Genomic DNA, 25,714 nt, shown 5'->3' on the forward strand with positions numbered 1-25,714 from the left:
TTCGGCTGTTAACCGAAGGGTTGTTGGTTCGAGCCCAACTCGGGGAGTGAATGCGACCTGTAAGAAACTCTTACAGGTCAGTTCTTTCAAAAAGTAAATATGGCTCCGTGGTCAAGCGGTTAAGACATCGCCCTTTCACGGCGGTAACACGGGTTCGATTCCCGTCGGAGTCACTGAATATAAAATATTTGTTATGTATGCCGATGTGGCTCAATTGGCAGAGCAGCTGATTTGTAATCAGCAGGTTATCGGTTCGAGTCCGATCATCGGCTCTTTGGACCTTTAGCTCAGTTGGTTAGAGCAACCGGCTCATAACCGGTCGGTCCCGGGTTCGAGTCCCTGAAGGTCCACTTTAGTTCTATATTTTATATTCTGTATATGTCTGGCCCGGTGGCTCAGCTGGTTAGAGCGCCGCCCTGTCACGGCGGAGGTCGTCGGTTCGATCCCGATCCGGGTCGCTTTAAAAAGTCTGCGGAAGCAGGCTTTTTTCGTGTATAAAATTTCTTCCAGCTATAAAAGATGCCGTATTCCAGACATAGAAAAAAGTCTGAAATACGGCATCTTGCTTAACAGATAAATTAACGGATAAAGTTTGTGCCGACGCGCGGTTCCTTTTCCGGAAGACCCAAGGATTCTTTTCCGAGCTGGATGCTCTTCATCAGAAAACTCATATTCCGTGCAAGGGTACGCATGATCTGCAGGCCTTCGAGATCTTGTTGTGCCTCGTCCGCATTATTTCCATGGATACTGTTCCAATACTGGCCGGAAGCAACCGGCATGCCGGAGATGGTGAAGTATTTGTTCAGCTCATCAAAGGTAGCGGAAAGACCGCCGCGGCGTGCAGAGACAACCGAAGCGCCGACTTTCATGGTCTTGTCAAAGTGTGTGCTGTAGAACAGCCGGTCAAGAAAAGCAATAAGTGTTGCATTTGCAGATGCATAATAAACCGGACTTCCGACAACAAGGCCGTCAGCCTCTTCAAATTTCGGAGCAACCTCATTTACCATATCGGAAAAAGCACATTTTCCGAGCTTGGAACAGGCACCGCAGGCAACACAGCCGCGGATATCTTTATTTCCGATATGTACGATTTCCGCCTCAATACCATTTTCTGTAAAGACTTTTTCCATTTCGTGCAGGGCAGTATAAGTGCTGCCTTTTGCGTGAGGACTTCCGTTGATTAATAATACTTTCATTTGATGGTACCTCTCTTTCATAATTTCCTTTATTATAACACCGGAAAAGATGCAAATAAAGACGCTTTTTTGGGCAAAAACTGATCTTAACAGAAATAGCTGCTGGACGGTATAATACAATCAGCAAAGAAGGCAAAACTTGCAATGGGAGGTTACCAAATGAAGATAGAGAGAATTCTGATTGAAGATCAGATGGCACCGATCGGGCTGGATGAGAAAAAACCGGCATTTTCCTGGCTGCTGACGGCAGAAGAAGGAGAACAGAATCTGATGCAGAGCGCATGCCGGATCGTTGTGCGCACCGGAGAAGATACTGTGTGGGACAGCGGAAAAATGGAAACCGGCGTATCAACAGGGATTGGTTATGAAGGAGAAGCACTGCAGCCCTGTACCAAATATGAGGTAAAAGCAGAGGTGTGGGATAACCACGGCGGAAAAGCAGAAGCAGAAAGTTCCTTCGAGACAGGCCTTATGGATTCTTTGTATGCAGCATGGGAGGGAGCTGAGTGGATCGGCGCACCGCATGCGACGGTATGCGCGGAAAACCGCGGTGTTTTTACGATCGAGAGTGAATTTCGGATGGAAGGCGGGAAGGGAGAAGCGGGTATCGTCTTTGGAGCCAATGACTTCCGTCTGAACGATCATACGAAAAATGAGCTTGGCATGGAAGGGGAGAACTATATCCGTTATGCTGTGTGCCTTGAGGAGGGAGATGCACGCCTCGAAATTTACCGCGTGGGCTATGCGCCGGAGGATACAGCGGAAAAACCGTTTGCCGTTACGAAACTGGTCAACTGGAAAGAGAAAACACAGGAAATCCTGACACCAGAGAATGCCAATGCCTTTCATAAGCTGACCGTAGAGGTTGACGGCAATGTGGCATACGCCTATGTCGACGGCATCCTCGTGGATGCCATTGAAGAGCATGGATTTTTTGGAACGAAAGTATCAGGCCGCCAGCTGAATCCGAGAGGAAATAACGATGTGCTGCCGTATCCGAGACTGAATGAGATCGGATTTTATGCAGGAAAAGGGACGACAGGATATTTTAAGAATCTGACCGTAAGAAACGTAAGAAAACCATCCGCGGAAATTGTTCGTGAGACGCCGGAAGGACGGCTGGATGGGGAAAAAAGTATCTTTGCGGATCAGATTCCGGTGGAAAACGGATACTTTAAAGTAGAAGACAGCCAGATTACGGCAGATCCGTCCCATCATTCAATTCCAATGCTGCGGTCGTGTATTTCCTGCCAGAAAGAGAAAAAACTGGTATCGGCACGCCTTTATATTACTGCGCGCGGTATCTACGACTGCCGGATCAACGGACAGGAGATCACGGAAGATCTGCTGCGTCCGGGTCTGACACAGTATGACCACAGAATGAACTATCAGACATACGATATCACAGGGCTGATGAAACCGGGCCGAAACGGAATCGGCGTGGCGCTGGCATCGGGCTGGTGGAGCGAGGCACAGACCTTTGTGGTGAAGAACTTCAATTACTTTGGAGACAAGGAGAGTCTGCTTGCCAAGGTTGTCATGAAGTACGAGGACGGCAGCCGCGAGGTCTTTGGAACAAATACCGAGGATTGGAAGTATTTCGGAGAAGGTCCTTACCTGTTTTCCAGCTACTTTGCCGGAGAGCAGTACGATGCGCGCCGGGCAGAGGTTTACGAAACTTATTCTCTGCCGGAGTTTGATGACAGCACCTGGGAAAAGCCAGTTGTTGTGGATACCGTCATGATCGAAGAGTTCTGCACGATGCCGGGCTTTGGACGGTCCTGGCCAGCGGTTCATGAGCAGAAGCCGGAATATATCGGTGAGTACGATGCGCCGGTGCGGATTGTAGACCGGAGAACGGCAAAGACGAGAAAAGAGCTGTTCCCGGGTGTGTATCTCTACGATCTGGAACAGGAGATGGCCGGTGTACCGCGGATTACACTGCATGAGAAGGCGGGCACAAAGATCATCATCCGCTATGCGGAGGTGCTTTATCCGGATCTGCCGGAGTATGCCGGAAAAGAAGGCACGATGATGCTGGAAAATTACCGGGATGCGACGAGTACGGATGTTTATATCTGCCGCGGCGGGGAAGAGGTGTTCCAGCCGAAGTTTACCTTCCACGGCTACCGCTATATTGAGATCAGCGGTGTGGAGCATGCGCCGGAGCTGGAAGAAGTAGAGAGTCTTCAGTATTCTTCTGTGACGGAATTCCATGGAAGCCTTACGAGTAGCCATAAACTGCTGAATCGGTTTGCCGAGAATGTTTCCTGGTCACAGAAATGCAACTTTATCAACATTCCGACCGACTGCCCGCAGAGAAATGAGCGCATGGGCTGGGCGGGCGATACGCATATTTTCTGCCATACGGCGCTCAACAACAGCAGCCTGAAGAAATTCTATGAGCGGAACCTGCAGGCGATGCGTGATCTGCAGACACCGGAAGGCCAGTACCCGGAGATTGCACCGGTGGGCGGCGGATTCGGCGGCATTACGTATGAGTGTGCGAGTATTTTTATGGCGTGGGAACTGTATGAGCAGTATGGGGATATCCGCACACTGGAGAAATTTTATCCTGGCATGCAGAAATATATGGACTATATGAAGGATAAGGGTCTGCCGGGAACGAAGGTAAATCCGGCGATCGGACCGCTTGGCGACTGGCTGGCACCGGAAGAGACGGATCTGCTGCTTTTATGGAATGCATTCTATTATAAAGAAGCCGATCTGATGAGCCGGATTGCCGGTGCGCTCGGAAGAACAGAGGAGCAGCATCAGTATGAGGCGCTTGCTGCGAAGGTGAAGAAATTCTGGAATGAGACATTTGTACTTCCGGATTCCGGAAAGACCTGCAATGCGGACGGAACGCTGTGTGATACGCAGTGCTCGTATGCAATTGCACTGTCTTATGGTGTGGCAGAAGACAGAAAGGGAATAGGAGAGCATCTGATCCGAAAGACGAGAGCGATCGGCCATACGGTCGGAACGGGATTCTTTGGAACGGGTATTCTGAACCAGATGCTGACCGAGCAGGGCGCTGTGGAGGATGCCTGGAAGATGATGCTGCAGACGGCATTCCCGTCGTGGCTGTATCCGGTGACCCAGGGAGCGACGACGATCTGGGAGCACTGGGATTCCTACACGAAGGAAAAAGGCTTCGGCGGACAGAATGCGATGAACTCGTTCAATCATTATTCTCTCGGAAGCGTTCTTTCCTGGCTGTATCACACGGGACTTGGTATCCAGAGAGACGAGACAAAACCGGGTTATCAGCACATTCTGCTGAAACCGCAGCCGGGCCCGCTCGAGTTTATGAAAGGTTCCGTAGACAGCCCGTACGGCGTGATTTCTGCCGGATGGGAGCGGAAAGGTGACAAAATAGAGTATCAGGTTACGATTCCGGTCAATACAACGGCAACCCTGTTTAAAAACACGCAGGATCCGGCGGATACCGTGGAACTGGGAAGCGGAACGTATACTTTTATGCTGTAAAAAGAAAACCCGAAAGGCTCCGGCAAAGAAATGGGAGACTTTCGGGCGGAAAGAGAAACGCTGTCGGAGAGAAGAGAACTCCGGCAGCGTTTTCTTTGTCATGTTTATTTTTCGGCAGTCATGTGCAGATGACGTTTGATCGCTTCAAAGCTTTCCTGGCTGATGACATGCTCGATGCGGCAGGCATCTTCCGTGGCGGTCTGCTCATCAACACCAAGGCTCATCAGGCCGCGGGAGAGGAGCTGGTGGCGCTCATAGATCATCTCTGCGATCGCGCGTCCGCTGTCGGTCAGGTAGATGTAGCCTTCCGGCGTTACGCGGATCTGCTCTTTTTCTCTTAAGTTTTTCATGGCAACGCTGACACTTGATTTTTTAAAGCCAAGTTCTTCTGCAATATCAACACCGCGTACAACGGGTTTTTTCTGACTTAAGACTAAAATAGTTTCCAAATAATTTTCTGCGGATTCGTTCGTTTTCAGCAAGATGTTCACCTCGTTTTTCTAAATAGCTGAAGATTCATAAATATATATACATATAGAATAGCATATTTTTCGGAATAGGGCAATGATGGTTTTTGATGGTTTTTCTTAATTTCAGAAAAGTTGTAAGATTTCAGAAAAAAAGACAATGAGGATAGAAGAAGAAAAGCAAGATAAAAGATGACAGGGGGCAAAAAGAGAGGTAAAATAGGAAAAAACAATGAAATTTAGATGGAGGTTAGGACATACCATGGAACAGGTGATAAAGAAAAGACTGCAGCAGGTGATGGATGCATCCGTTGCAAAAGGAGAGACACCGGGCTGTCTTCTGATGGTGATCAAAGACGGAGAAGAGCAAGTTTATCTGGAGAGCGGATATGCGGATATCGAAGCGAAAAAGCCGGTTTCCCGCGATAATATTTTCCGTCTCTACTCCATGAGCAAGCCGATTACCGCGACGGCCATGATGATTCTGGTAGAGCGCGGAATCGTCGATCTGGCGGATCCGGTCAGCAAGTATCTGCCGGGCTTCCGGAACCCGGTTGTATGTACAGCGGATGGGAAGATAGAAAAAGCGGAGAGGGAGATCCTTCTGGAGGATATTATGAATATGACATCCGGGCTGACGTACGGCGGAACGGATGAGACGGGACGGCAGACCGATGCACTTTTTCAGGAGGTGATCCACGGACTTAAGGAAGAAAACGGCGGAACGATCAGTACAGTAGAATTTGCAAACCGTCTTGGAAAAGTCCCGCTTCTGTATCAGCCGGGCCAGTCCTGGAGTTATGGAACGTCGGCGGATGTCGTAGGTGCGGTGATTGAGGTGGCAAGCGGCATGCGCTTTGGGGATTTTCTGAAAAAAGAAATTTTCGAGCCGCTCGGCATGAACGATACCGATTTCTGGGTTCCGGCAGAAAAGCAGGATCGTCTGGCGAAGGTGTATGACTGCAGGGAGGGACAGCCGTCCGTCCGTTATCTGGACAATAACCTTGGCATTCAGAACGATATGGCGTACCGCCCGGCATATGAGGCAGGCGGAGCAGGCCTTGCATCTACCATCGACGATTATGCGAAATTTACGCAGATGCTGCTGAACGGCGGCACCTACAACGGTGTACAGATTCTCCGTCCGGCGACGGTAAAATTTCTGGGAGGCCACACATTAAGCGCGGTACAGCAGGCAGGCTTTGATAACTGGATCGGTCTGGAAGGATTTTCCTACGGAAATCTGATGCGTGTTCTGGTAGATCCGACGCGTGCGGTAACGCTGGGAAGCAAGGGTGAGTTCGGCTGGGACGGCTGGCTTGGATGCTACATGGAAGTCGTGCCGGAGCAGAATATGACATTTCTGATGATGACCCAGAAAAAAGATGCCGGAACGTACACCCTGTCCCGGAAGATCCGAAATATTATTTTCAGCGAATAACTTTTCATGAGAGTGATTCTCAAGTAAGGCCTTCCGGCCCGTCAGATCAGACGAAAAAAGTGCCGGAAAAGAAACAACTTAACGAATCAGACGAAACATATGAGCAAATTGCTGTAAAACTACGTCGAATTTTGTCTAAAACGGATATTTGCAGTGAGACAGATGTATGCTATTTTAGTGTCAGTCGAAAATGAAGGCGATTTCATTACTACTTTCAGAAAAAACAGCAAAAAAGGGATATCGTGTAAGCTTTTGACCGATTTTGAAGGAAATAAAAGAAAGAATTCAAAATCATGAAAAAAAGACCAAAAAGCAGAAAGGATGCAGAAAATATGATTTCGTTACCGTTAAAGTTTGATGAAGTAGAGAGTGTAGAAGAATTTGTAAATATGGTGAAACGCCTGGATTACGACGTTGACGTAAAAATAGGACGATGCGTCTTTGATGCGAAATCCCTGATGAGTGTCCTGATGATCGCCGGAAACCCGGATGCGGTTGTGGAAGCCCATACGAACGATATCGAAGCATTTAAAAAGAAATTTAAGGATTACCTTCAGTAAGAAAAAAAGTCGGAAAGGCACTGTGTGTAAGATGCATGGTGTCTTTTTTGATGCACGAAAAAGCGGGTGAAGTATCTTGCCGGGGAGACGTGTGCATGGTAAAATAAAGTCTATTGGGATGGAAATAAGAGAATCAAAAGAACGGGCTGATGTAGAAGAAGTTTTTCGTAAAAAAGGAGGTACAAAGTGGAAGAAGAGAAACTGGAAAGAAGCATCAGAAAATCAGAGATTCCCGGACTTACGAGGGAAGAGGAGGAAGCGCAGCTTGAAAAGGTCATCGGGATTGCCGAGCGGAATCTGGAGCAGGCGAAGGCAGATATCCGGTCGGCCAATGAGGATCTGGCGGATCTGATGGAGACGTATGACGCGAAAGAGGCGGAAGGTCTGGCGCTCTGGAACAATGCGACGGCGAAGCTGAATGCGTACCAGCACGGCATGGCGCGGCTGGAAAAAGCGAGAAAGAAGCCGTATTTCGGGCGGATTGATTTTCAGGATCCGCGGCTTTCGTTTTTAGAGTCCTATTACATCGGGCGCGTCGGCATTTCCGATGAGAAGGCGGAGCCGGTTGTGCTGGACTGGCGGGCGCCGATTTCCTCCGTCTATTATGAGAACAGCACCGGGCCGTGCAGCTATACGGTGAGTTCAGAGGGTACTTTTTCGATTGATCTGAAAAGAAAGCGGACGTATGAGATTGAAAATGACCATCTGAAAGACTTTTTTGATTCCGATGTGGTAGCGAACGATGAGCTGCTGACAAAGTATCTGGCGAAGAACAAAAAAGCGGTGCTCGGTGAGATCATTGCGACGATCCAGCAGGAGCAGAACCTCATTATCCGCAGATCCCCGAAGACGAATCTGATCGTACAGGGCGTGGCTGGCTCCGGAAAGACGACGGTGGCGATGCACAGGATTTCGTACATCCTCTATAATTACGAGGAGGACTTCCGGCCGGAGGATTTCTATATCATTGGAAGCAACCGCATTCTGCTGAACTACATTACCAGCGTTCTGCCGGAACTCGATGTGTACGGCATCCGTCAGATGACGATGGAGCAGCTTTTCATCCGGCTTCTGTATGAGGACTGGGACGAAGAAAAGTACATGGTACACACCATCGACCGCGCGGATGAGAAAAACAGCATAAAGGGCGGAAGCGGCTGGTTTTTCGATCTGGAAAATTTCTGCCGTACGTACGAGGCAGAGCAGATTCCGCGGGAGCCGGTGCGGCTGGAAAAAACGGGAACATTGCTTCTGGACGCCGAGTATATTGATAACTATTGCAGGGAGCAGTCCACACTTTCCATGGAAGGAAAGATGTGCATGCTGAACGAGATCCTGCTGGCAAAATTTGAGAATGAGGTTTCGGGAAAAGAAGTGACGTTTCCGGCGCGCGAAAAAAAGGCGCTGAAGCGGAAATACGAGAAATATTTTGGAGATGGAAAATGGCGGGGATCCATTTTTGATCTCTATTTACAGTTTCTGGAGCAGCAGGCGGAGAAAGGAAAAGCGGTGGAAGTGCCGGAAAACTCCTTTGATGTCTATGATCTGGCGGCGCTGGCATACCTCTATAAGCGGATCAAGGAAAACGATCCCGTGCGCGAGGCGAGCCATGTGGTCATCGACGAGGCGCAGGATTTCGGGATGATGGCTTACCAGGTGCTTCATTACTGTCTGCGTGACTGTACGTATACCATTATGGGAGATACGTCGCAGAATATCCATTTTTCCTACGGCCTGAACGACTGGGAGGAGCTGAAAAAGCTGATTCTGACCGGCACGTACGATGCGTTCGGCGTTCTGCGGAAGAGTTACCGGAACACGGTGGAGATCTCCGATTTTGCAAATGAAATCCTGCGGCACGGGGATTTTGCGATTTATCCGGTGGAGCCGGTGCTGCGGCATGGAACGACGGTGCAAAAGGAAGCGTTTGCGGATGAGGCTGCGCTTCTGGCAGCTGGAGTGCAGAAGATCAAAGCGTGGCAGGAGCAGGGATATGAGACAATTGCCGTTGTATGCCGGGATGAGGCAGAAGCGGCTGCGACGGCGCGGAAGCTGAAAAAATATGTGCCGGTTGTGGAGGAGGATCTCGAGACGGCAGAATTTGGCGAGGGCGTGATGGTGCTTCCGGTTGCGTATACGAAGGGACTCGAGTTTGACGCGGTGCTGCTTCTTGATCCGACAGAAGAAAAATATCCGGAGAATGACGGACAGGTAAAGCTGCTTTATGTAGCGGCAACGCGTGCGCTGCATGAGCTGGCAGTGCTGTATACGGGAAAACTCACAGGAATCCTTGCAAAGAAAGCGCCAAAGGGCCGTCACAATCAGGAATTTGCCATGGAGACGCTGACGAAGGCGAAAGAGTATGAGAAGGTTTCGCTGACGCAAAAAGAGACGCGTGAGGAGAACCGCGCGATCGGCATCCAGGAGATGGACGAGCGGAACAGCCACGGACCAAAAAGGATTGTAATTAAGCCGGAGCAGATACCGGGAAGGGCGCCTGGAAATACAAGCACGACGGGAACAGCGGTGATGCCAAAAAGCAGTACGGGCATGCGGAAAGCAGCGGCAGAAACAGGAAAAGAAATTGCCGCAAAGACGATGCAGCAGCGTGCGCCGGAAGGAGTTTCTGCTGTCTTTGCCGGTGCCGCCTACCGTGGAAAGACAGGCGGCAAAGCACCGGGCAGCAGACCGGCGACTGCAGGAATACAGTCAGAAAAAGCCGAACAGCCAGAGCACATGAATACATCGCCCTACGCTTTTGGGGCAATTCCGGAAAATGAACTGCTGCGCATGAAGGGGCATTCGAGGATCAAGTGCGCGGTGAAATGGGCAAAGAAAGGAAAAGCAGCGGTTGAGATGGCGAGCATGTACGGCATTCTGCGCATCACGCCGATTACGCCGGAGGTCATCCGCATCAGCTTCGTAAAAGGTGTGACGGCAAAAGTCCAGGACACGTACTGGAAGCCAAAGGCGGATACCTCGTTCCCCTGGAGTGCAAAGGAATCGAAGACGGCGGTTCTTGTTGAGACAGAGAAGCTGCGTGTCATGGTGGAAAAAAAGGACGGCGCGGTGCAGTTCTTTACGCCGGATCACAAACTGGTTCTTTCCGAGAAACGAGACGAGCCGCGCATGATCGACGGCGGCATGACATGGACATTCTTTGACTGGAGCGGTTCCGAAAAGCTGAAAGCCAAGGGCATTCTCTCGACAGAGTGGCTGGATCTGACCGCGAAGGCGCGCTACGTCTCGTTTGGCGGAAAGCAGGCGCGGATGCCGCTTGTCGTCTCAAACCGCGGCTATGGTATTGCAGCCGCCGCTTCCAGAACGGCACTGCTGTGCAATGTGCGGACGTTTGGAACGTATCTTCATACCGCCGGGGACGGACAGATCGATTATTACTTTATTCTCGGAAAAGACCGGGATGAAATTATAAAACAGTATAAAGAGCTATAAAAGGAGCAGACATTTCATGAAAACTCTGGTAATTGCAGAAAAACCATCTGTGGCACGCGATATTGCACGCGTGCTCGGATGTGCGAAAAAAGAAAACGGAGCACTGGAAGGAAACCAGTATATTGTGACCTGGGCGCTCGGCCACCTCGTGACCTTAAAAGACCCGGAGGACTATGATAAAAAGTATAAGGAATGGAATATGGCAGTTCTGCCGATGATGCCGGAGAAACTGCAGATCAAGGTCATTCCGCAGACGGGAAAACAGTATCACGCTGTGACGACACAGCTTGCGCGGAAAGATGTCGGTGAGGTGGTCATTGCGACAGATGCCGGCCGTGAAGGCGAGCTGGTGGCGCGGTGGATTCTTGACAAGGCGCACAATCAGAAGCCGTGTAAGCGTCTCTGGATTTCGTCCGTTACCGACAAGGCAATCCGTGAGGGATTTGCCAGCCTGAAAGATGCGAAAGAGTACGATAATCTCTACCGGGCTGCTGTTTCCCGTGCAGAGGCGGACTGGCTTGTCGGCATTAACGCAACGCGGGCACTGACATGCAAATACAATGCACAGCTTTCCTGCGGCCGTGTGCAGACACCGACGCTCGCCATGATTGCACAGCGCGAGCAGGAAATCCGAGAATTTGTCCCGAAGCCGTACTACACCGTAACGGCAGCAGCAGGCGGCGCAGTATACACCTGGAAGGATGAAAAATCGGGCGGAACACGGATTTCTGATCCGGAAAAGGCAAAGCAGATCGCAGAAAAAGCAAAACGGTATCCGCTTGTCCTGCAAAAAGTAGAAAAGAAGAAAAAACAGAAAGAGGCGCCGCTGCTCTACGATCTGACGGAGCTGCAGCGCGATGCCAGTGCACGGTTCGGTTATTCGGCAAAACAGACCCTGAATCTGATGCAGAGCCTCTATGAGACGCACAAAGTCCTCACGTATCCGCGGACGGATTCGCGGTATCTGACAAAGGATATTGTACCGACTTTAAAAGAGCGCCTCGATGCCGTGAGTATCGGGCCGTACAAGACGCTGGCACAGCAGGCGAAGCGCCGTCCGCTGAAGGAAAAGCCAGGTTTTGTGAATGATGCAAAGGTTTCCGACCACCACGCCATTATCCCGACGGAGCAGTATGTGCAGCTTTCTGCACTTTCCAATGAGGAACGCCGCATTTATGATCTCGTGGTGCGCCGTTTTCTTGCGGTGCTGCTGCCGCCCTGCGTATACGAGGAGACTGTGATCCAGGCTTCCATCGAAAAAGAATGCTTTACGGCGCGTGGAAAGCGCATGGTCGAGAAAGGCTGGCAGGAGGCGTACGAGGATAACCGGTATGACGACGAGGACGAGGCGAAAGAAGAGGTGCGGGAGCAGAATCTGCCGCTTTTGCAGGCAGGCATGAAGTTCGACCAGCCAAAGATCAGCCTCCGGGAGGGAAAGACAAAGCCGCCGGCACGCTTTACGGAAGGAACGCTGCTTTCCGCGATGGAGAATCCGGTCCGTTACATGGAAAACCGCGACAGCAGTCTTGTGAAAACGATCGGCGAGGCGGGCGGCCTTGGAACGGTTGCGACCCGCGCAGATATCATTGAGAAGCTGTTCCGCAGCTTTCTGCTGGAGAAAAAGGGGAATGAGATCTATCTGACCTCGAAAGCACGCCAGCTTCTGAAGCTGGTGCCGGCGGATCTCAAAAAGCCGGAGCTGACGGCAAGCTGGGAGATGCAGTTAAACGACATTGCAAAGGGAAAGAAGCGGCGCGATGTGTTTATGAAGGAGATCCGCAGCTACACGGTGGAACTGATCGATGAGATCAAGACGGAAGAGGGAACGTTCCGCCACGACAACCTGACGAACAAGAAGTGCCCGAACTGCGGAAAACGGCTGCTTGCGGTGAATGGAAAGAACGCAAAACTGCTCGTCTGCCAGGACAGAGAGTGCGGCTACCGTGAAACGGTTTCCCGTACGACGAATGCGAGATGCCCGGTCTGCCATAAGCGCATGGAGATGATCGGAAAAGGCGAGGATGCGACGTTTGTCTGCTCCTGCGGGCACAAGGAGCGCATGACAAAATTCCAGGAGCGCCGCAAAAAAGAGGGCGGAGGCGTGACGAAGCGGGATGTGGCAGCCTACCTGAAAAAACAGAAAAAAGAGGCCGAAGAGCCGGTAAACAATGCATTTGCCGCGGCATTAAAAGGAATCAAATTATAAAAAACGGAGCGTGTCTGCCAGAATGGAAAAAGCGATGGCAGGCGCGCTTCTTTTGTTAAAATCGTAGAGAAAAGAGTCAAAAAAATAGATTGTTTTATGCAGAGTTATGCCGTAAAATAGAAACAAATGGGATAGAAAACCAAAAATTCTGAAAATAAAAAACAGGAGGTTTTTCAATGAAACAGACAGATTTGGAAAAGCTGCTGGCGGATATGTCGCTGAAAGAGAAAGTGGACCAGATGCTTCAGTTAAGCGGAGCATTTTATCTGGGAGATGAAAACAGCGTCCTGACCGGTCCGGCAAACGATATGGGAATCGGAAAAGAGGATCTTGAGATGGCAGGCTCCATTCTGGGAGCAGCAGGCGCCGATACGATGAAAAAACTGCAGGACGACTATATGGCAAAACAGCCGCATCACATCCCGATGCTGTTTATGATGGATGTAATTCACGGCATGAAGACGATTTTCCCGGCGCCGCTGGCGCAGGGGGCCACCTTTGATCCGGAACTCTCCGGCGAATGCGCATCCGCAGCTGCAAAAGAAGCATCCGCAGCCGGACTTCACGTTACCTTTTCCCCGATGGTGGATCTTGTGCGCGATGCAAGATGGGGCCGTGTCGTGGAATCCACAGGCGAAGATCCATACCTGAACAGCCGCTTTTCCGAGGCGATCGTAAAAGGCTTCCAGGGCGATGATTTAAAAACACCGGGAAAAGTTGCCTCCTGCATCAAACACTTTGCAGGCTACGGCGGAGCAGTCGCAGGAAGAGATTACAACACCGTAGAGCTCTCAGAGCATACCTTCCGTGAATTCTATCTTCCGGCATACAAAGCAGGCATTGATGCGGGCGCAGCGATGGTGATGACATCATTTAACACGATCAACGGCGTTCCGGCGAGCACCAACAAATGGCTGATGCGCGATATCCTGCGCGGCGAGATGGGATTTGACGGCGTGCTGATTTCTGACTTTGCAGCCATTCTGGAAACCGTTGCCCACAGAAGCTCGAAAGATGCCGCCGATGCAGCGAAAAAAGCGCTGGAGGCAGGCGTGGATATTGATATGATGACATCCGTTTACGCCGCAAACCTCTGCCGTCTCGTAGAAGAAGGTGAAGTGGACGAGCATCTGATTGACGAGTGCTGCCTGCGGATTCTGGAGCTGAAAAACAAACTGGGACTGTTTGAAAATCCATATAAAGATGCGGATGCCGAGAAAGAGAAAGCATACAGCCTCTGCCCGGAGCATCGTACACTGGCGAAAAAAGCAGCGGAGGAATCCTTCGTCCTGCTGAAAAATGACGGTGTACTGCCGCTCGACACTGCGAAAAAGATCGCATTTGTCGGCCCGTATACCAACAATCATGAAATCAAGAGCAGCTGGTCCTTCACCGGCGACAGCAAGGACTGCGTGACGATTCAGGAAGCAGCCGAGAAAGTATTCGACGCATCACGCACCACGTATGCAGAAGGATGCCCGGTTATCGGAAACGATGTGGAGCTGATCGGATTTACCGAGACGACACCGAAAAAATACAGTGAGGAAGAGCTTGCTGCCATGGAGCAGAGCGCACTACAGGCAGCAAAAGAGGCCGATCTCGTGGTAATGCCGATGGGTGAGCATTATCTGCAGAGCGGCGAGGCGACCAGCCGTGCCATGATCGATGTGCCGGAGATCCAGATGGAGCTGTTCCGAAAAGTGATGGCCGTTAACCCGAATGTTGTTGTTGTTCTGTTCAATGGCCGTCCGCTTGATCTGCGTGAGATCAGTGCAAAAGCAAAAGCCGTTCTCGAGGTATGGTTCCCGGGAACAGAGGGCGGAAGTGCCGTTGTGGATGTTCTGACCGGAAAGAAAAATCCATCCGGCCATCTGCCGATGAGCTTCCCGTACTGCGTGGGCCAGGCGCCGGTCAGCTACAACGAGTATTCCACCGGAAGACCGAATCTGCCGGGCATGAAAGAGCGGTTCCGCTCCAAATATCTCGATATTCCGAACGCACCGCTGTATCCGTTTGGTTACGGACTTTCCTATACCACGTTTGATATTTCCGCGGTAACACTGGATCAGAACGAGATGGATAAAAACGGCAGAATTGCAGCGCATGTGACCGTGAAAAATACAGGTGATACGGCTGGCTGTGATGTTGTACAGCTGTACATCCGTGATGATTATTCCGATGTGGTTCGTCCGGTGCGAGAGCTGAAAGGCTTCCGAAGAGTAGAGCTTGCTCCGGGCAAAGAGCAGGAAGTGACCTTCTATATTACCGAAGAAGATCTGCGCTACTACCGTCTCGACGGAACCTTTGGAAGCGAGCCTGGAACGTTTACCGTATTTGTCGGTGACAGCAGCACGACGGAAAACAGTGCGGTATTTACACTGAAATAAATGCAGCAGGAAAAAGGAGAAAACTTATGGAGAAAACAACGAAAAACGGAATCCACCGCATCACACAGGCAGACGGAAAAACGATTGCCTGGGCGGAGGAGTCCGGTGTAAAGGTATTGGAAAAAGATGGATATTACTTTAAAGATCTTGCAAAAACCGGCGAACTGCTGCCGTACGAGGACTGGCGTCTTTCCGATGAGGAGAGAGCGGCAGACCTTGCGGGTCGTCTTTCGATTGAAGAGATTGCAGGCCTTATGCTGTACTCGCCGCACCAGGCGGTACCGCCGATGCCGGGCGGACCATTCCAGGGAACGTTTGACGGAAAAACGTATCTCGAATCCGGCAAAGAGCCGTATGCCATTTCTGACCAGCAGAAGGAATTTCTGGAGGACGAACACATCCGTCATATTCTGCTGACGAATGTAGAAAGCCCGGAAATCTCCGCAAAGTGGAGCAATGAGCTGCAGAAACGGGCAGAGACACTGCCGTATGGTATTCCGATCAACCTCTCCTCTGATCCGCGGAACGGAGCAAAGGATTCCGGCGCAGAGTTCAAGAGCGGCGGAAGCGAGATCAGCAAATGGCCGGAGGGTGTCGGCTTTGCAGCATGCTTTGACCCGGAAGTAGCCGGACAGTTTGCAAAGGATGCCTCCCGTGAATACCGGGCACTCGGCATCACAACGGCACTCGGACCGCAGATCGACCTCTGCACCGAGCCGAGATGGATGCGCTTTGTCGATACGTTAGGCGAAGAAGTGGAGATGTCCAAAAAGCTTACCAAAGCGTACTGTGACGGTATGCAGACAACGGAAGGGGAAGCAGACGGCTGGGGAAAAGACAGCGTCAACACGATGGTCAAACACTGGCCGGGCGGCGGCACCGGAGAGGCTGGACGCGATGCACACTATGCATTCGGACAGTTTGCCGTTTATCCGACCGGAAATTTTGAGGAGCATTTAAAACCGTTTACCGAGGCAGCCTTCCACCTGGACGGACCGACTGACTGCGCATCCGCGGTTATGCCGTACTACACCGTATCCTACGGCGTGGACAAGAAAAACGGCAAGAACGTCGGAAACTCCTACAGCGAGTACCTGATCAAGGATTTGCTGCGCGGAAAATATGAATTTAAAGGCATTGTCTGCACCGACTGGGGCATTACCCAGGATCCGGAGAAGACGATTGAGGGATTTGGAAGCCGCTGCTACGGCGTGCAGGATATGACCGAGGCAGAACGGTGTCTGCTGGCGATCACAAACGGCGTTGACCAGTTCGGCGGAAACAGCGAGTCCGGTCCGATTGTCGAGGCATATAAGATCGGCTGTGAGAAATACGGCGAGAAAGCGATGCGTGAGCGCATGGAGCTGTCCGCCAAACGTCTTCTGATCAACATTTTCCACTGCGGCTTGTTTGAGGACCCGTATCTTGATCCGGAAGAATCCGCAAAGATTGTAGGATGCGAAGAGTTCTGCCGCCATGGCTATGAGGCACAGCAGAAATCCATCGTCCTGCTGAAAAACAGTGCGAAACGTGCACCGGAAGGACAGAAGGGTGTGCTGCCGCTGAAGAAAGGTTTGAAGGTTTATATTCCGGAGAGAAAGATCGGACCGTCCAAAGCGTTCTTCCGCATCGATCTGCCGGCAAAAACCGAAGATCCGCTGCCGGATGGACTGCCGTCCAAGTACGGTACACGCGTGGCATCACCGGAGGAGGCCGATGTGGCGCTGGTATTTATCGAAAGCCCGGCATGCAACCCGTATTCCACCGAAGATCTTGCGAACGGCGGCAACGGATATCTGCCGATTACACTGCAGTACCGCCCGTATACGGCGAAAAAAGCGCGTGAGGTGAGCATTGCCGGCGGTGATTTCCGCGAGAATTTCACGAACCGCAGCTATCTTGGAAAGACAAACACTGCCTACAACGAGGCTGATCTCGACAATATTCTCGAATGCCGCCGCGCGATGGGCGACAAGCCGGTGATCGTCTGCGCAACCGTCAACAACCCGATGGTGATGCATGAATTTGAAGCCGAAGCCGATGCGATCGTCGCAGAGTTCGGTGTTTCGAGAGCCGCTGTGCTCGACGTTGTCTTCGGCGGTTACAACCCGACCGGCCGTCTGCCGATCCAGATGCCGAAGGATATGGATGCGGTTGAGGAGCAGAGTGAGGACCGTGCGTTGGATATGGAAACCTATATTGACAGCGAAGGACATAACTATGACTACGGTTATGGCATGAATTACGAAGGCGTTCTTCCTGCATGGAAAAAGTAAAAGAATAACAGAAAACCTGATCGGCACCGGGACCGCGTGTGTTTCGGTGCCGATATTGGAAACAAAAGACAGAATAAGGAGGACTTAAAAAGAGATGATTGTTCCAAAATATTTCGAAGATTTCGATCACCTGCATGTGAATACCATGCCGAACCGTGCCTACTACATTCCGGCATCCCGCCGCATGGAGGATCTGGTGGAGAACCGGGAGGCGTCGGACCGCTTTTTCCTGCTTTCCGGCGACTGGAAATTCCGCTATTTTACCAGTGTTTACGATGTAAAAGAGGAGTTTTTCGCAGAAGGATACGACACTTCTGCATTCGAGACGATTCCGGTGCCGTCCGTCTGGCAGAATTATGGCCATGACCACCATCAGTATACGAATGTCCGCTACCCGTTCCCGGTGGATCCGCCGTATGTGCCGTATGAGAACCCGTGCGGTGCGTACGTGAGAACGTTCGAGTGGAAAAAACAGGAGGAAGCACCGAGGGAATTCCTGAATTTTGAGGGCGTGGATTCCTGTTTCTACGTGTGGATGAACGGCAGCTTCGTCGGCTACAGCCAGGTGTCTCATTCTACGAGTGAATTTGATGTAACAGACTTCTTAAAAGATGGCACCAACATCATCGCCGTACTGGTGCTGAAATGGTGCGATGGAAGCTATCTCGAGGATCAGGACAAATTCCGCATGAGCGGCATTTTCCGCGATGTTTATCTGCTTGCAAGACCAGAAAAAGGCATCCGCGATTACTTTGTAAAGGCAGCGCCGGACGCATCGTACCAGAATGGAGAAGTTTCGATTGCGATTACCTGGAATGACGGGGAACCGCAGGAAGGAACGGCAAAGCTGTTTGATGCAGAAAATCATCTTGTGGCAGAGGCAGCGTTTGGCGGCGATACGGTTCAGATGCATGTAAAAGATGCACATCTGTGGAATGCCGAGGAGCCGTATCTGTATACGCTGGTGCTGGAGACGGCGGGTGAGGTGATCACTGATCATGTCGGCATCCGTGAGATCCACGCGAAGGACGGTGTGCTGTACCTGAACGGCGTGAAGATCAAATTCCACGGAACAAACCGCCACGACAGCGATCCGGTGACGGGATTTGCAATCAGCCTTGCACAGATCAAAAAAGATCTGAAGGTAATGAAAGAGCACAACATCAATGCGATCCGGACCAGCCATTACCCGAATGCGCCGTACTGTTATCAGCTTTATGACCGTCTCGGTTTTTATGTCATCGATGAGGCGGACAATGAGAGCCACGGCACAGAGGCAATTTATGCGGATTACACGAGCTGGGAAGAGTATGCGAAGAACTGGAATAAACTAATTGCGAACAATCCGGTATTTACCGAGGCAACCGTAGACCGCACACAGCGTTGCGTGGAGCGCGATAAAAACCGCCCGAGCGTTGTCATCTGGTCGATGGGAAATGAGTGCGCATACGGCTGTACCTTCGAGGCGGCCTTAAAGTGGACGAAGGAATTTGATTCGACGCGTCTGACGCACTATGAGTCGGCACGGTATGTGGATGATCCGAAGAAATACGATTACAGCAACCTCGACCTCTACAGCCGCATGTATCCATCACTCGAGGAGATCAAAAAAGAGCTGGTGGAGTACGGGGATAAGCCGTATATCATGTGCGAATACTGCCATGCGATGGGCAACGGCCCGGGAGATCTTGAAGACTACTTTGAACTGATCCACAGCGAGGAGAAGATGTGCGGCGGCTTTATCTGGGAGTGGTGCGACCACGCGATTGATATGGGAAAAACGATCGAGGGAAAGAAGATGTACGCGTACGGCGGCGACCACAACGAGTATCCGCACGACGGCAACTTCTGCATGGACGGACTTGTTTATCCGGACCGCACACCGCATACGGGACTGATGGAATTTAAAAACGTGTATCGTCCGGTGCGCGTGACGGGATATGATGCCGAAAAGGGTACACTGACCATCAAAAACTATATGAATTTTGTGAATCTGAAAGATTACGCTGTGCTCGGCTATGAGGTGCTTGTGGACGGCGAAGTGACGGAGAGCGGCAAGATTACAGATGAAGCACTGCTGGAGCTTGCGGCAGGCTGTGAGAAGACGATTCCGCTTGCCATTTCCGTGCCGGAGCAGGGAAAATGTGCGCTGAAGGTTACCTGGTATCAGAAACAGGCCACTGAGGTGCTGCCGGAGCAGTTCGAACTGGGATTTGAAGAAGTTCCGGTGAAAACGAAAGACAATCAGAACCAGAAGGCAAAAGAGATGATGAAGCGCCCGGAGGGAACGGCTTCGTTTGGATGGAAAGAGGACGATCATTATCTGACGGTATCGACGGAACAGTTCAGCTATACCTATAATAAGTTCACCGGCCTGTTCGAGGAAATGTGCTATGCCAACCAGAATCTGATCGACCGCCCGATGGAGCTGAACATCTGGCGTGCGCCGACAGACAATGACCGCAATATCAAGAATACCTGGATGCGTGCGCAGTATGACCGCACCGTGACGCGGGCGTATGAGACAACGGCAAAAGAAGAAAACGGCTGCGTGGAGATCGAGACAAGCTATTCGATTTCGTCTCCGGCTCTGCAGCGGATCCTTGCAGGTGTGATCAAATGGACAATTTACAGCGACGGAACGACCGATGTCCATGTAGAAGCAAAGAAAGACCCAGTATTCCCGGTTCTGCCGCGTTTTGGCCTGCGCCTGTTCCTGCCGGAATCGTTTGCAAAACTGACCTACTGCGGCCTCGGCCCGGTGGAGAGCTACGTGGATAAGCACCAGGCAAGCTATCACGGCGTTTTCCACAGCACACCGGCAGAACAGCAGGAGGACTATATCCGCCCGCAGGAGAACGGCAGCCACTACGACTGCGATTATGCAAGTCTTGCCAGTGATCGTGCGGTATTGACGGCAGTGGGCGAGAAAACCTTCTCATTCCAGGCATCTATTTACACGCAGGAGGAGCTGACCGCGAAAGCCCACAACTATGAGCTTCGGCCGTGCGGAAGCACTGTTTTCTGCATCGACTACCGCCAGGCCGGGATCGGATCGGCAAGCTGCGGACCGATGCTGCTGGAAAAATATCAGCTGAAAGAAACCGAAATCAGCTTCGATGTGCGGCTGAAACCGAAACTGCTGTAAAGTGTAGAATTTGAAAAATAAGAAAAGCGCTGTGCCCTCTCTCTGAAAGGTGAGGGAACGGCGCCTTTTTATATGATGTACAAAAAAGTCTTGATAAACCTATTGAATTACTATGAATACAGGATTATAATGGACGAAATTATAATTCAAATCTAATCCAGGTGATTCTGGAAAGAGAAAAGGGAAGGAGAAAATCAAGCATGAGTGAAATTACAAGAGATGAGGCATTTACGTTATTAAAAAAATACAACAAAGATCCCTTCCATATTCAGCATGCGCTTACCGTAGAGGCCGTGATGAAATGGTATGCAAGAGAGCTTGGCTATGGGGCAGAAGAGGAGCACTGGGGTATTGTCGGACTGCTGCATGACATTGATTTTGAGCTGTATCCGGCAGAGCACTGCCTGAAAGCACCGGAGCTTCTGCGGGAAGGCGGCGTGTCGGAAGATATCATTCATGGTGTCGTTTCCCATGGCTGCGGCATTACCATTGAGTGTGGCGTCACACTGGATGTGGAGCCGGTGCATGAGATGGAAAAAGTTCTGTTTGCAGCAGATGAGCTGACGGGACTGATCTGGGCAGCTGCGCTGATGCGGCCTTCGAAGAGCACAAAAGACATGGAACTGAAATCCCTGAAGAAAAAATATAAGAGCAAAGGCTTTGCGGCTGGATGTTCGCGGAAAGTCATTGAGCGGGGCGCCGAGCAGCTTGACTGGCCGCTGGAAAAACTGCTGACTATGACAATGCAGGCCATGGCTGACAGCGAGGATGAGATCAAACGGGAAGTAGAAGCGGAGCAGAACGCATAAAAAACTGCCCGAATTTCAACAGAAAAACTGGAATTCGGGCAGTTTTTTTATGCATGGCGCATCTTTTTCCCAGGCATTACCATTTCTTTTTTCGTCAGACGGTAAAATTCTACATGATTTCCAATGAATTTTTGAACCAGAGATACGGTTCGTCCCGTCATAAAAGCACAGAAGAAAGTTCCGATGCCGATTCCGTAAAGATGGTGAAGGATTACAAGGGACAGGATTACGGTCGTTGTCAGACAGGTGAGATCAAAGGTTGTCTTGATCTGGTTATACTTTTTATGCAGAAGTTCCGACAGATCCCGCGGAAAAATATCGGTCGGGACAATCGGCAGCAGGCAGTTGTTGGCGAGGCAGATGCCGAAGCACATCAGAAGAAATCCGGTGAAAAAGCAGACCACATTCAGCGACAGAACATTTGGCAGCAGGGTAACCCAGGTATTGTGTACATCGATCATTTTTCCGAATCCGATGCCGACAACAAAAGAAAACAGATAGCCGGGACAGAACGAACGCTTCAGGACCATCAGGGTGATGACAAGCAGCGTTTGAAAGATATAGTTCCACGTTCCGAAACTGAAAACTGGAAACGCTGTGCTGAGGATGAGCGGCACGGAGGAAATTGTTGAAATTCCAAATACGCTTTTTGACATCAGATCAATGGCAAGAGGGTTGATCAGAAGCACGATCAGAAGCGCCGCTTCGCCTGGAAGATGAAATTTTCTGGTATTCATGAGTAAAAATCCTTCTTTCCTGAGAATGAAATTACGTTAAGGTCTTGAAACTATGCTTATTATAGACACAGAAACCGATAAAAACAAATGATTATTTTGAATGAATTGATTCTAAAATTAAATGAAAAGTGGTATGATAGATGCAGAACAGGAAAAGAGGCTATCTATGAATATCGAGTATTTAAAATATTTTGCAGAGCTGGCAAAACTGCAGCACTACGGAAAAGCGGCAAAAGCGCTGAATATTTCCCAGCCGGGGCTCAGCCATGCGATCAAGACACTGGAGGACGAGTACGGTGTTCCGCTCTTCCAGAAAGAAGGACGAAACGTGAGCCTGAGCCGCTACGGAAAAGAATTGATGCAGGATGTCGAGGAGATTCTGGACGCATATCTTCGAATGGAGGAGCGGGCGGCAGGCCTTCGGACGGAAGAAAAGACAGTGCGGATCGGAACCGTATATCCGCTCGCGGCAGGAACAATACCACATATGCTGCGGGAATTCGGCGCGACCTTCCCGTTTATCATCTACAACCGCCTGACCCCAGAGATCGAGGAGGGTCTGCTGGATGGAAAATACGATATCGGCTTCTGCTCAGAATTGCTGAAATCCGAAGAACTCGAATATTATCCCCTCCGGGAATCTTACATCGCGGCCGCTGTCCCGGAAGGTCATCCGCTGGAGGGGAAAGAGAACATCACACTAAAAGAAGCAGCCAAGTATCCGCAGGTCATGTTTTCCAGGACGAGCGGCTTCCGCAGCCTCCAAGAGCAGATCTTCGCCGAACAGGGCATCCAGGTAAAACCCGTGTGTGAGGCCGAAGAAATCGAAGTCATCACCGGCCTTGTGGAAAATGGTTTTGGAATATCTATCCTCCCCTACATGGACATCGTCCGCCTCCATCACATCACCGCAATCCCGGTGCAGACCTCAAGCTGGAAATCAAAATTCTACATCGCCAGAAGAAAATACGGAATCCGCACAGCGCAGGAAGAGGCGTTTTTTCAGCATTGGAGGAAATGACGGGCAGGAAATTTTATGGTATAGTAAAACAAAATCTAAGTGAAAAAGGTGAGATACAAAATGATCAGTGAAAAAATTTTTGAGCTAATTCTTCGAAACGGCATGACCCAGAAAGAATTCTCCGAAGAAACCGGAATTTCCCAGAGCACCATCAGCGACTGGAAAAGAAAGGGCACGAATCCGTCGGCGGATAAAATACTGAAAATCTGCGAAGTGCTGAAGGTTACGCCGTATGAACTTCTGGGGGAGAATGAGACAGAGCGAAATGCGGGAAATCCGGAAATGAGCGCAGGAAATGAAACAGAAAAAATCATTTTGGAAGGCTTTCGGAATCTGTCAGACAGAAAAAAAGAACGAATCCTGGGATATCTGGCAGCATTGCAGGAGGATTAAGATGAAACAGAAACCATCCTATCTGCCAAAGAAATATAAGTATTCTGCCCGTTCCGGCAATCTGAAAGCGGAGGCAGTGGGGGTTGTGAAAGGGGAGAAGCATTTTCCGGTTTTTGAAGGAGATGTTGTTTTTAAACCGCTTACAAAATCTAAACCGCTGTCTACGCCGCTGTTCGCCTATGCTGAGGTTTTCTGGTCATGGGTGATTGATGCGTATTTTATGCCGGCGCCGCAGTATCAGCTTGCGTTTTGCGAAGGGTATGAGGCGGAGGTGGAGAAATATTACGATTATGGAACAGTTTCACCGATGATTTACGGGGAAGGAGAACATCTGCTGAATCTGCTGGAGTTCTTTCGAAAATATCCTGACGACAAAGTCCATATTGATGACTACGTCAATTACTGCCAGATGTTCTACGACTACACCGAAATCCTCGAATCCGACTATTTCCAGACCCACCCGGCGATGGCGGAGGAGCTGGTACTGCAGATTCTCGTTTCGATTTTGAAAGGCGATCAGAACTACCATTACGAAAACATCGCATTTGTCTGCCGTGAAGACGATAAGATTCTGCGTCTGGCGCCGATGATTGATCATGAGTTTTCAACATATTTCATGTTCCCGGACAGTATGCCGCGGCAGATGTACTGGTTTGAACTGGAAAAAGGCCCGGGCTACCCCGAGACGGCCAATTCAGATGCTTATCTGATCGGCAAAGCACGGTACAAAGACCATGACGAAAAAAAAGCCAGAGAGTATGAAGTGAAATACAGCGGAAAAGAAAAGCAGATCAATTTTGAAGTCGTAAACAGCGTATCGGTTTATGAAATTAAAAAAATTATGCAGCAGATGCGGGAAATCCTTGAAAAATAAGCATCTGTAACCGCCAGTTGACACATTTCCAGCCCGATTTGGTAGAAGGCAACCGGAAAAAATGATAGGATTTGAAGCAGAAACAGCCAATCCATTTCCAAAACAGAAATGAATAGAATGGCTGTGAGCTGCAGCAAAAAGATTACTGAAAAAGAGCTGGAAAACAGAAGAAAACAAATATGATTTTGGCAGAAAAAATCACAGAAGCGAGAAAGAAAAATGGATGGTCACAGGAAGAGATGGCGGAGAAACTTTCCGTCTCGCGGCAGGCGGTATCCAAATGGGAGAGTGCACAGTCCACGCCGGATTTGCAGAAAGTGCTCCGTCTTGCTGAAATCTTTGGTGTCAGCACCGACTATCTGTTAAAAGACGAATTAAAATCAGAGACAGGAACAGAAATACTGGAATACGCCGCAGAGGAGTCATCCGTGCGGAGTGTATCGATGGAAGAAGCAAACGCGTTCATGGAATGGAGACGGAAAACAGGGCCGACACTCGCCGGAGCTGTTGCGCTCTGTATCATCAGCCCGGCGCTGCTGATCTTCCTTGCCGGACTTTCCGATTCCCATATAGAAAACATCAGCGAAAACATGGCAACGGGAGCAGGCATCTCCGTTTTGTTGTTGCTGGTTGCCGCTGCTGTTGTGATTTTCGTATCCTACAGTATTCACGGACAGCAGTATGAATATCTGGAAAAGGAGAGAATAGAAACTGCCTATGGTGTAACCGGCCTTGTTCAGGAACGGAAAAAGGACTACGAAAGCACCTTTACCAGAGGAATCGCCGCCGGTGTTACCCTCTGTATTCTGGCAGTTATCCCGATGTTCGCTGCCATTGCATTCAGCCAGCCGGACTACATCATCACAGCCACCGTATCCATCCTGCTGCTTCTGGTCGCCGTTGGTGTCTTTTTCATTGTGCGGGTCAGCACCATAAATGGAAGCTACGTCATCCTGCTGCAGGAAGGCGAATATACACCGGAAGAAAAACGATACAAAAAGAAAACAGAAGTTTTTACAACCGCCTACTGGTGTATTGTCACCGCCATCTATCTTGTATGGAGCTTCCAGACGAGAGAATGGGATAAAACCTGGATCCTATGGGCTGTTGCCGGTGTTCTGTTCGGCGGTGTGAGGGCAGTTATGCGGGGCAGAATAAAAGAAAAATAAAAAACAGAGAAAAACGATTTTTCTGTCGCAAAATCCCTCTCTGACGTGTTAAAATAAAACATAATACGTTTGGCAGAAAAGAGGG

General features: G+C 50.3%; 16 protein-coding genes and 4 tRNA genes. 17 read left to right on the plus strand and 3 right to left on the minus strand.

The window, feature by feature from the left end:
- Positions 1 to 101: 101 nt before the first annotated feature.
- The 4 genes from DXD92_RS07100 to DXD92_RS07115 all read left to right on the plus strand — a co-directional run bounded on the left by DXD92_RS07100 (position 102) and on the right by DXD92_RS07115 (position 458).
- A tRNA-Glu gene (locus tag DXD92_RS07100) sits at positions 102 to 173 on the plus strand.
- Between the two features lie 26 nt (positions 174 to 199).
- A tRNA-Thr gene (locus DXD92_RS07105) sits at positions 200 to 272 on the plus strand.
- Positions 273 to 276: 4 nt separating this feature from the next.
- Positions 277 to 350: transfer RNA gene (locus DXD92_RS07110), tRNA-Ile, on the plus strand.
- 34 nt (positions 351 to 384) lie between these two features.
- Positions 385 to 458: transfer RNA gene (locus tag DXD92_RS07115), tRNA-Asp, on the plus strand.
- A gap of 120 nt (positions 459 to 578) precedes the next feature.
- On the opposite strand, the gene DXD92_RS07120 is transcribed toward DXD92_RS07115, so the two are convergent.
- Positions 579 to 1,196, minus strand: coding sequence for a flavodoxin family protein (locus DXD92_RS07120; protein ID WP_118640321.1), 618 nt, complete (start codon positions 1,194 to 1,196; stop codon positions 579 to 581).
- A gap of 159 nt (positions 1,197 to 1,355) precedes the next feature.
- Here DXD92_RS07120 and DXD92_RS07125 point away from each other — a divergent pair, with 159 nt between their 5' ends.
- Complete coding sequence (locus DXD92_RS07125; protein WP_158581771.1) at positions 1,356 to 4,688, plus strand: alpha-L-rhamnosidase; 3,333 nt, start codon at positions 1,356 to 1,358, stop codon at positions 4,686 to 4,688.
- A 104-nt stretch (positions 4,689 to 4,792) separates the two neighbouring features.
- Here DXD92_RS07125 and DXD92_RS07130 read toward each other — a convergent pair whose 3' ends face one another.
- Positions 4,793 to 5,167 (minus strand): metal-dependent transcriptional regulator, encoded by a 375-nt coding sequence (locus DXD92_RS07130; protein ID WP_055221737.1) that lies wholly within the window; start codon positions 5,165 to 5,167, stop codon positions 4,793 to 4,795.
- A gap of 220 nt (positions 5,168 to 5,387) precedes the next feature.
- Between DXD92_RS07130 and DXD92_RS07135 the strand changes: the two genes are divergently transcribed.
- The 8 genes from DXD92_RS07135 to DXD92_RS07170 all read left to right on the plus strand — a co-directional run bounded on the left by DXD92_RS07135 (position 5,388) and on the right by DXD92_RS07170 (position 21,435).
- Positions 5,388 to 6,596: a serine hydrolase domain-containing protein gene (locus DXD92_RS07135; RefSeq protein WP_243002049.1), complete on the plus strand. Its 1,209-nt coding sequence runs from the start codon at positions 5,388 to 5,390 to the stop codon at positions 6,594 to 6,596.
- Positions 6,597 to 6,928: 332 nt separating this feature from the next.
- On the plus strand, positions 6,929 to 7,156 hold the full coding sequence (locus DXD92_RS07140) for an HPr family phosphocarrier protein (RefSeq protein ID WP_147326098.1): 228 nt from the start codon (positions 6,929 to 6,931) through the stop codon (positions 7,154 to 7,156).
- A gap of 186 nt (positions 7,157 to 7,342) precedes the next feature.
- Positions 7,343 to 10,609, plus strand: coding sequence for a 3'-5' exonuclease (locus DXD92_RS07145; RefSeq protein ID WP_243104857.1), 3,267 nt, complete (start codon positions 7,343 to 7,345; stop codon positions 10,607 to 10,609).
- A 16-nt stretch (positions 10,610 to 10,625) separates the two neighbouring features.
- Positions 10,626 to 12,815 carry a DNA topoisomerase III gene (locus DXD92_RS07150; RefSeq protein WP_118640323.1) on the plus strand — a complete coding sequence of 730 codons (2,190 nt, stop codon included), beginning with the start codon at positions 10,626 to 10,628 and terminating at the stop codon, positions 12,813 to 12,815.
- A 176-nt stretch (positions 12,816 to 12,991) separates the two neighbouring features.
- Entirely contained in the window at positions 12,992 to 15,202 is a 2,211-nt protein-coding gene (gene bglX, locus DXD92_RS07155) for a beta-glucosidase BglX (RefSeq protein ID WP_118640324.1), read from the plus strand.
- A gap of 26 nt (positions 15,203 to 15,228) precedes the next feature.
- On the plus strand, positions 15,229 to 17,478 hold the full coding sequence (locus DXD92_RS07160) for a glycoside hydrolase family 3 protein (RefSeq protein WP_117802015.1): 2,250 nt from the start codon (positions 15,229 to 15,231) through the stop codon (positions 17,476 to 17,478).
- Between the two features lie 94 nt (positions 17,479 to 17,572).
- Entirely contained in the window at positions 17,573 to 20,626 is a 3,054-nt protein-coding gene (locus DXD92_RS07165) for a glycoside hydrolase family 2 TIM barrel-domain containing protein (RefSeq protein WP_118640325.1), read from the plus strand.
- Between the two features lie 200 nt (positions 20,627 to 20,826).
- Positions 20,827 to 21,435 (plus strand): hydrolase, encoded by a 609-nt coding sequence (locus DXD92_RS07170; RefSeq protein ID WP_118640326.1) that lies wholly within the window; start codon positions 20,827 to 20,829, stop codon positions 21,433 to 21,435.
- Between the two features lie 47 nt (positions 21,436 to 21,482).
- Here DXD92_RS07170 and DXD92_RS07175 read toward each other — a convergent pair whose 3' ends face one another.
- On the minus strand, positions 21,483 to 22,172 hold the full coding sequence (locus tag DXD92_RS07175; protein ID WP_022462419.1) for a DUF6198 family protein: 690 nt from the start codon (positions 22,170 to 22,172) through the stop codon (positions 21,483 to 21,485).
- A gap of 166 nt (positions 22,173 to 22,338) precedes the next feature.
- Between DXD92_RS07175 and DXD92_RS07180 the strand changes: the two genes are divergently transcribed.
- From DXD92_RS07180 to DXD92_RS07195, 4 genes are all read left to right on the plus strand, one after another.
- The gene (locus DXD92_RS07180) at positions 22,339 to 23,193 is read left to right on the plus strand and encodes a LysR family transcriptional regulator (RefSeq protein ID WP_022462418.1); all 855 of its coding nucleotides are present in this window, start codon (positions 22,339 to 22,341) and stop codon (positions 23,191 to 23,193) included.
- A 60-nt stretch (positions 23,194 to 23,253) separates the two neighbouring features.
- The gene (locus DXD92_RS07185) at positions 23,254 to 23,586 is read left to right on the plus strand and encodes a helix-turn-helix domain-containing protein (RefSeq protein WP_055221741.1); all 333 of its coding nucleotides are present in this window, start codon (positions 23,254 to 23,256) and stop codon (positions 23,584 to 23,586) included.
- 1 nt (position 23,587) lies between these two features.
- A complete protein-coding gene (locus tag DXD92_RS18965) occupies positions 23,588 to 24,460 on the plus strand; it encodes a hypothetical protein (protein WP_243104859.1) in 873 nt (290 codons plus the stop codon).
- Positions 24,461 to 24,639: 179 nt separating this feature from the next.
- Positions 24,640 to 25,629, plus strand: a complete 990-nt coding sequence (locus DXD92_RS07195) for a helix-turn-helix domain-containing protein (protein WP_117802020.1) — start codon at positions 24,640 to 24,642, stop codon at positions 25,627 to 25,629.
- Positions 25,630 to 25,714: the final 85 nt, after the last annotated feature.

Source organism: Blautia sp. TM10-2, from assembly GCF_003480845.1.
Classification (GTDB): Bacteria; Bacillota; Clostridia; order Lachnospirales; family Lachnospiraceae; genus Fusicatenibacter; species Fusicatenibacter saccharivorans.

What these genes read in the sequence shown, in the direction of transcription:
- DXD92_RS07135 (WP_243002049.1), top strand. Translation starts at nt 5,388, where the DNA reads ATGAAATTTAGATGGAGGTTAGGACATACCATGGAACAGGTGATAAAG.
- DXD92_RS07165 (WP_118640325.1), top strand. Translation starts at nt 17,573, where the DNA reads ATGATTGTTCCAAAATATTTCGAAGATTTCGATCACCTGCATGTGAAT.
- DXD92_RS07180 (WP_022462418.1), top strand. Translation starts at nt 22,339, where the DNA reads ATGAATATCGAGTATTTAAAATATTTTGCAGAGCTGGCAAAACTGCAG.
- DXD92_RS07125 (WP_158581771.1), top strand. Translation starts at nt 1,356, where the DNA reads ATGAAGATAGAGAGAATTCTGATTGAAGATCAGATGGCACCGATCGGG.
- DXD92_RS18965 (WP_243104859.1), top strand. Translation starts at nt 23,588, where the DNA reads ATGAAACAGAAACCATCCTATCTGCCAAAGAAATATAAGTATTCTGCC.
- DXD92_RS07150 (WP_118640323.1), top strand. Translation starts at nt 10,626, where the DNA reads ATGAAAACTCTGGTAATTGCAGAAAAACCATCTGTGGCACGCGATATT.
- DXD92_RS07140 (WP_147326098.1), top strand. Translation starts at nt 6,929, where the DNA reads ATGATTTCGTTACCGTTAAAGTTTGATGAAGTAGAGAGTGTAGAAGAA.
- bglX (WP_118640324.1), top strand. Translation starts at nt 12,992, where the DNA reads ATGAAACAGACAGATTTGGAAAAGCTGCTGGCGGATATGTCGCTGAAA.
- DXD92_RS07170 (WP_118640326.1), top strand. Translation starts at nt 20,827, where the DNA reads ATGAGTGAAATTACAAGAGATGAGGCATTTACGTTATTAAAAAAATAC.
- DXD92_RS07175 (WP_022462419.1), bottom strand. Translation starts at nt 22,172, where the DNA reads ATGAATACCAGAAAATTTCATCTTCCAGGCGAAGCGGCGCTTCTGATC.
- DXD92_RS07195 (WP_117802020.1), top strand. Translation starts at nt 24,640, where the DNA reads ATGATTTTGGCAGAAAAAATCACAGAAGCGAGAAAGAAAAATGGATGG.
- DXD92_RS07160 (WP_117802015.1), top strand. Translation starts at nt 15,229, where the DNA reads ATGGAGAAAACAACGAAAAACGGAATCCACCGCATCACACAGGCAGAC.
- DXD92_RS07120 (WP_118640321.1), bottom strand. Translation starts at nt 1,196, where the DNA reads ATGAAAGTATTATTAATCAACGGAAGTCCTCACGCAAAAGGCAGCACT.
- DXD92_RS07185 (WP_055221741.1), top strand. Translation starts at nt 23,254, where the DNA reads ATGATCAGTGAAAAAATTTTTGAGCTAATTCTTCGAAACGGCATGACC.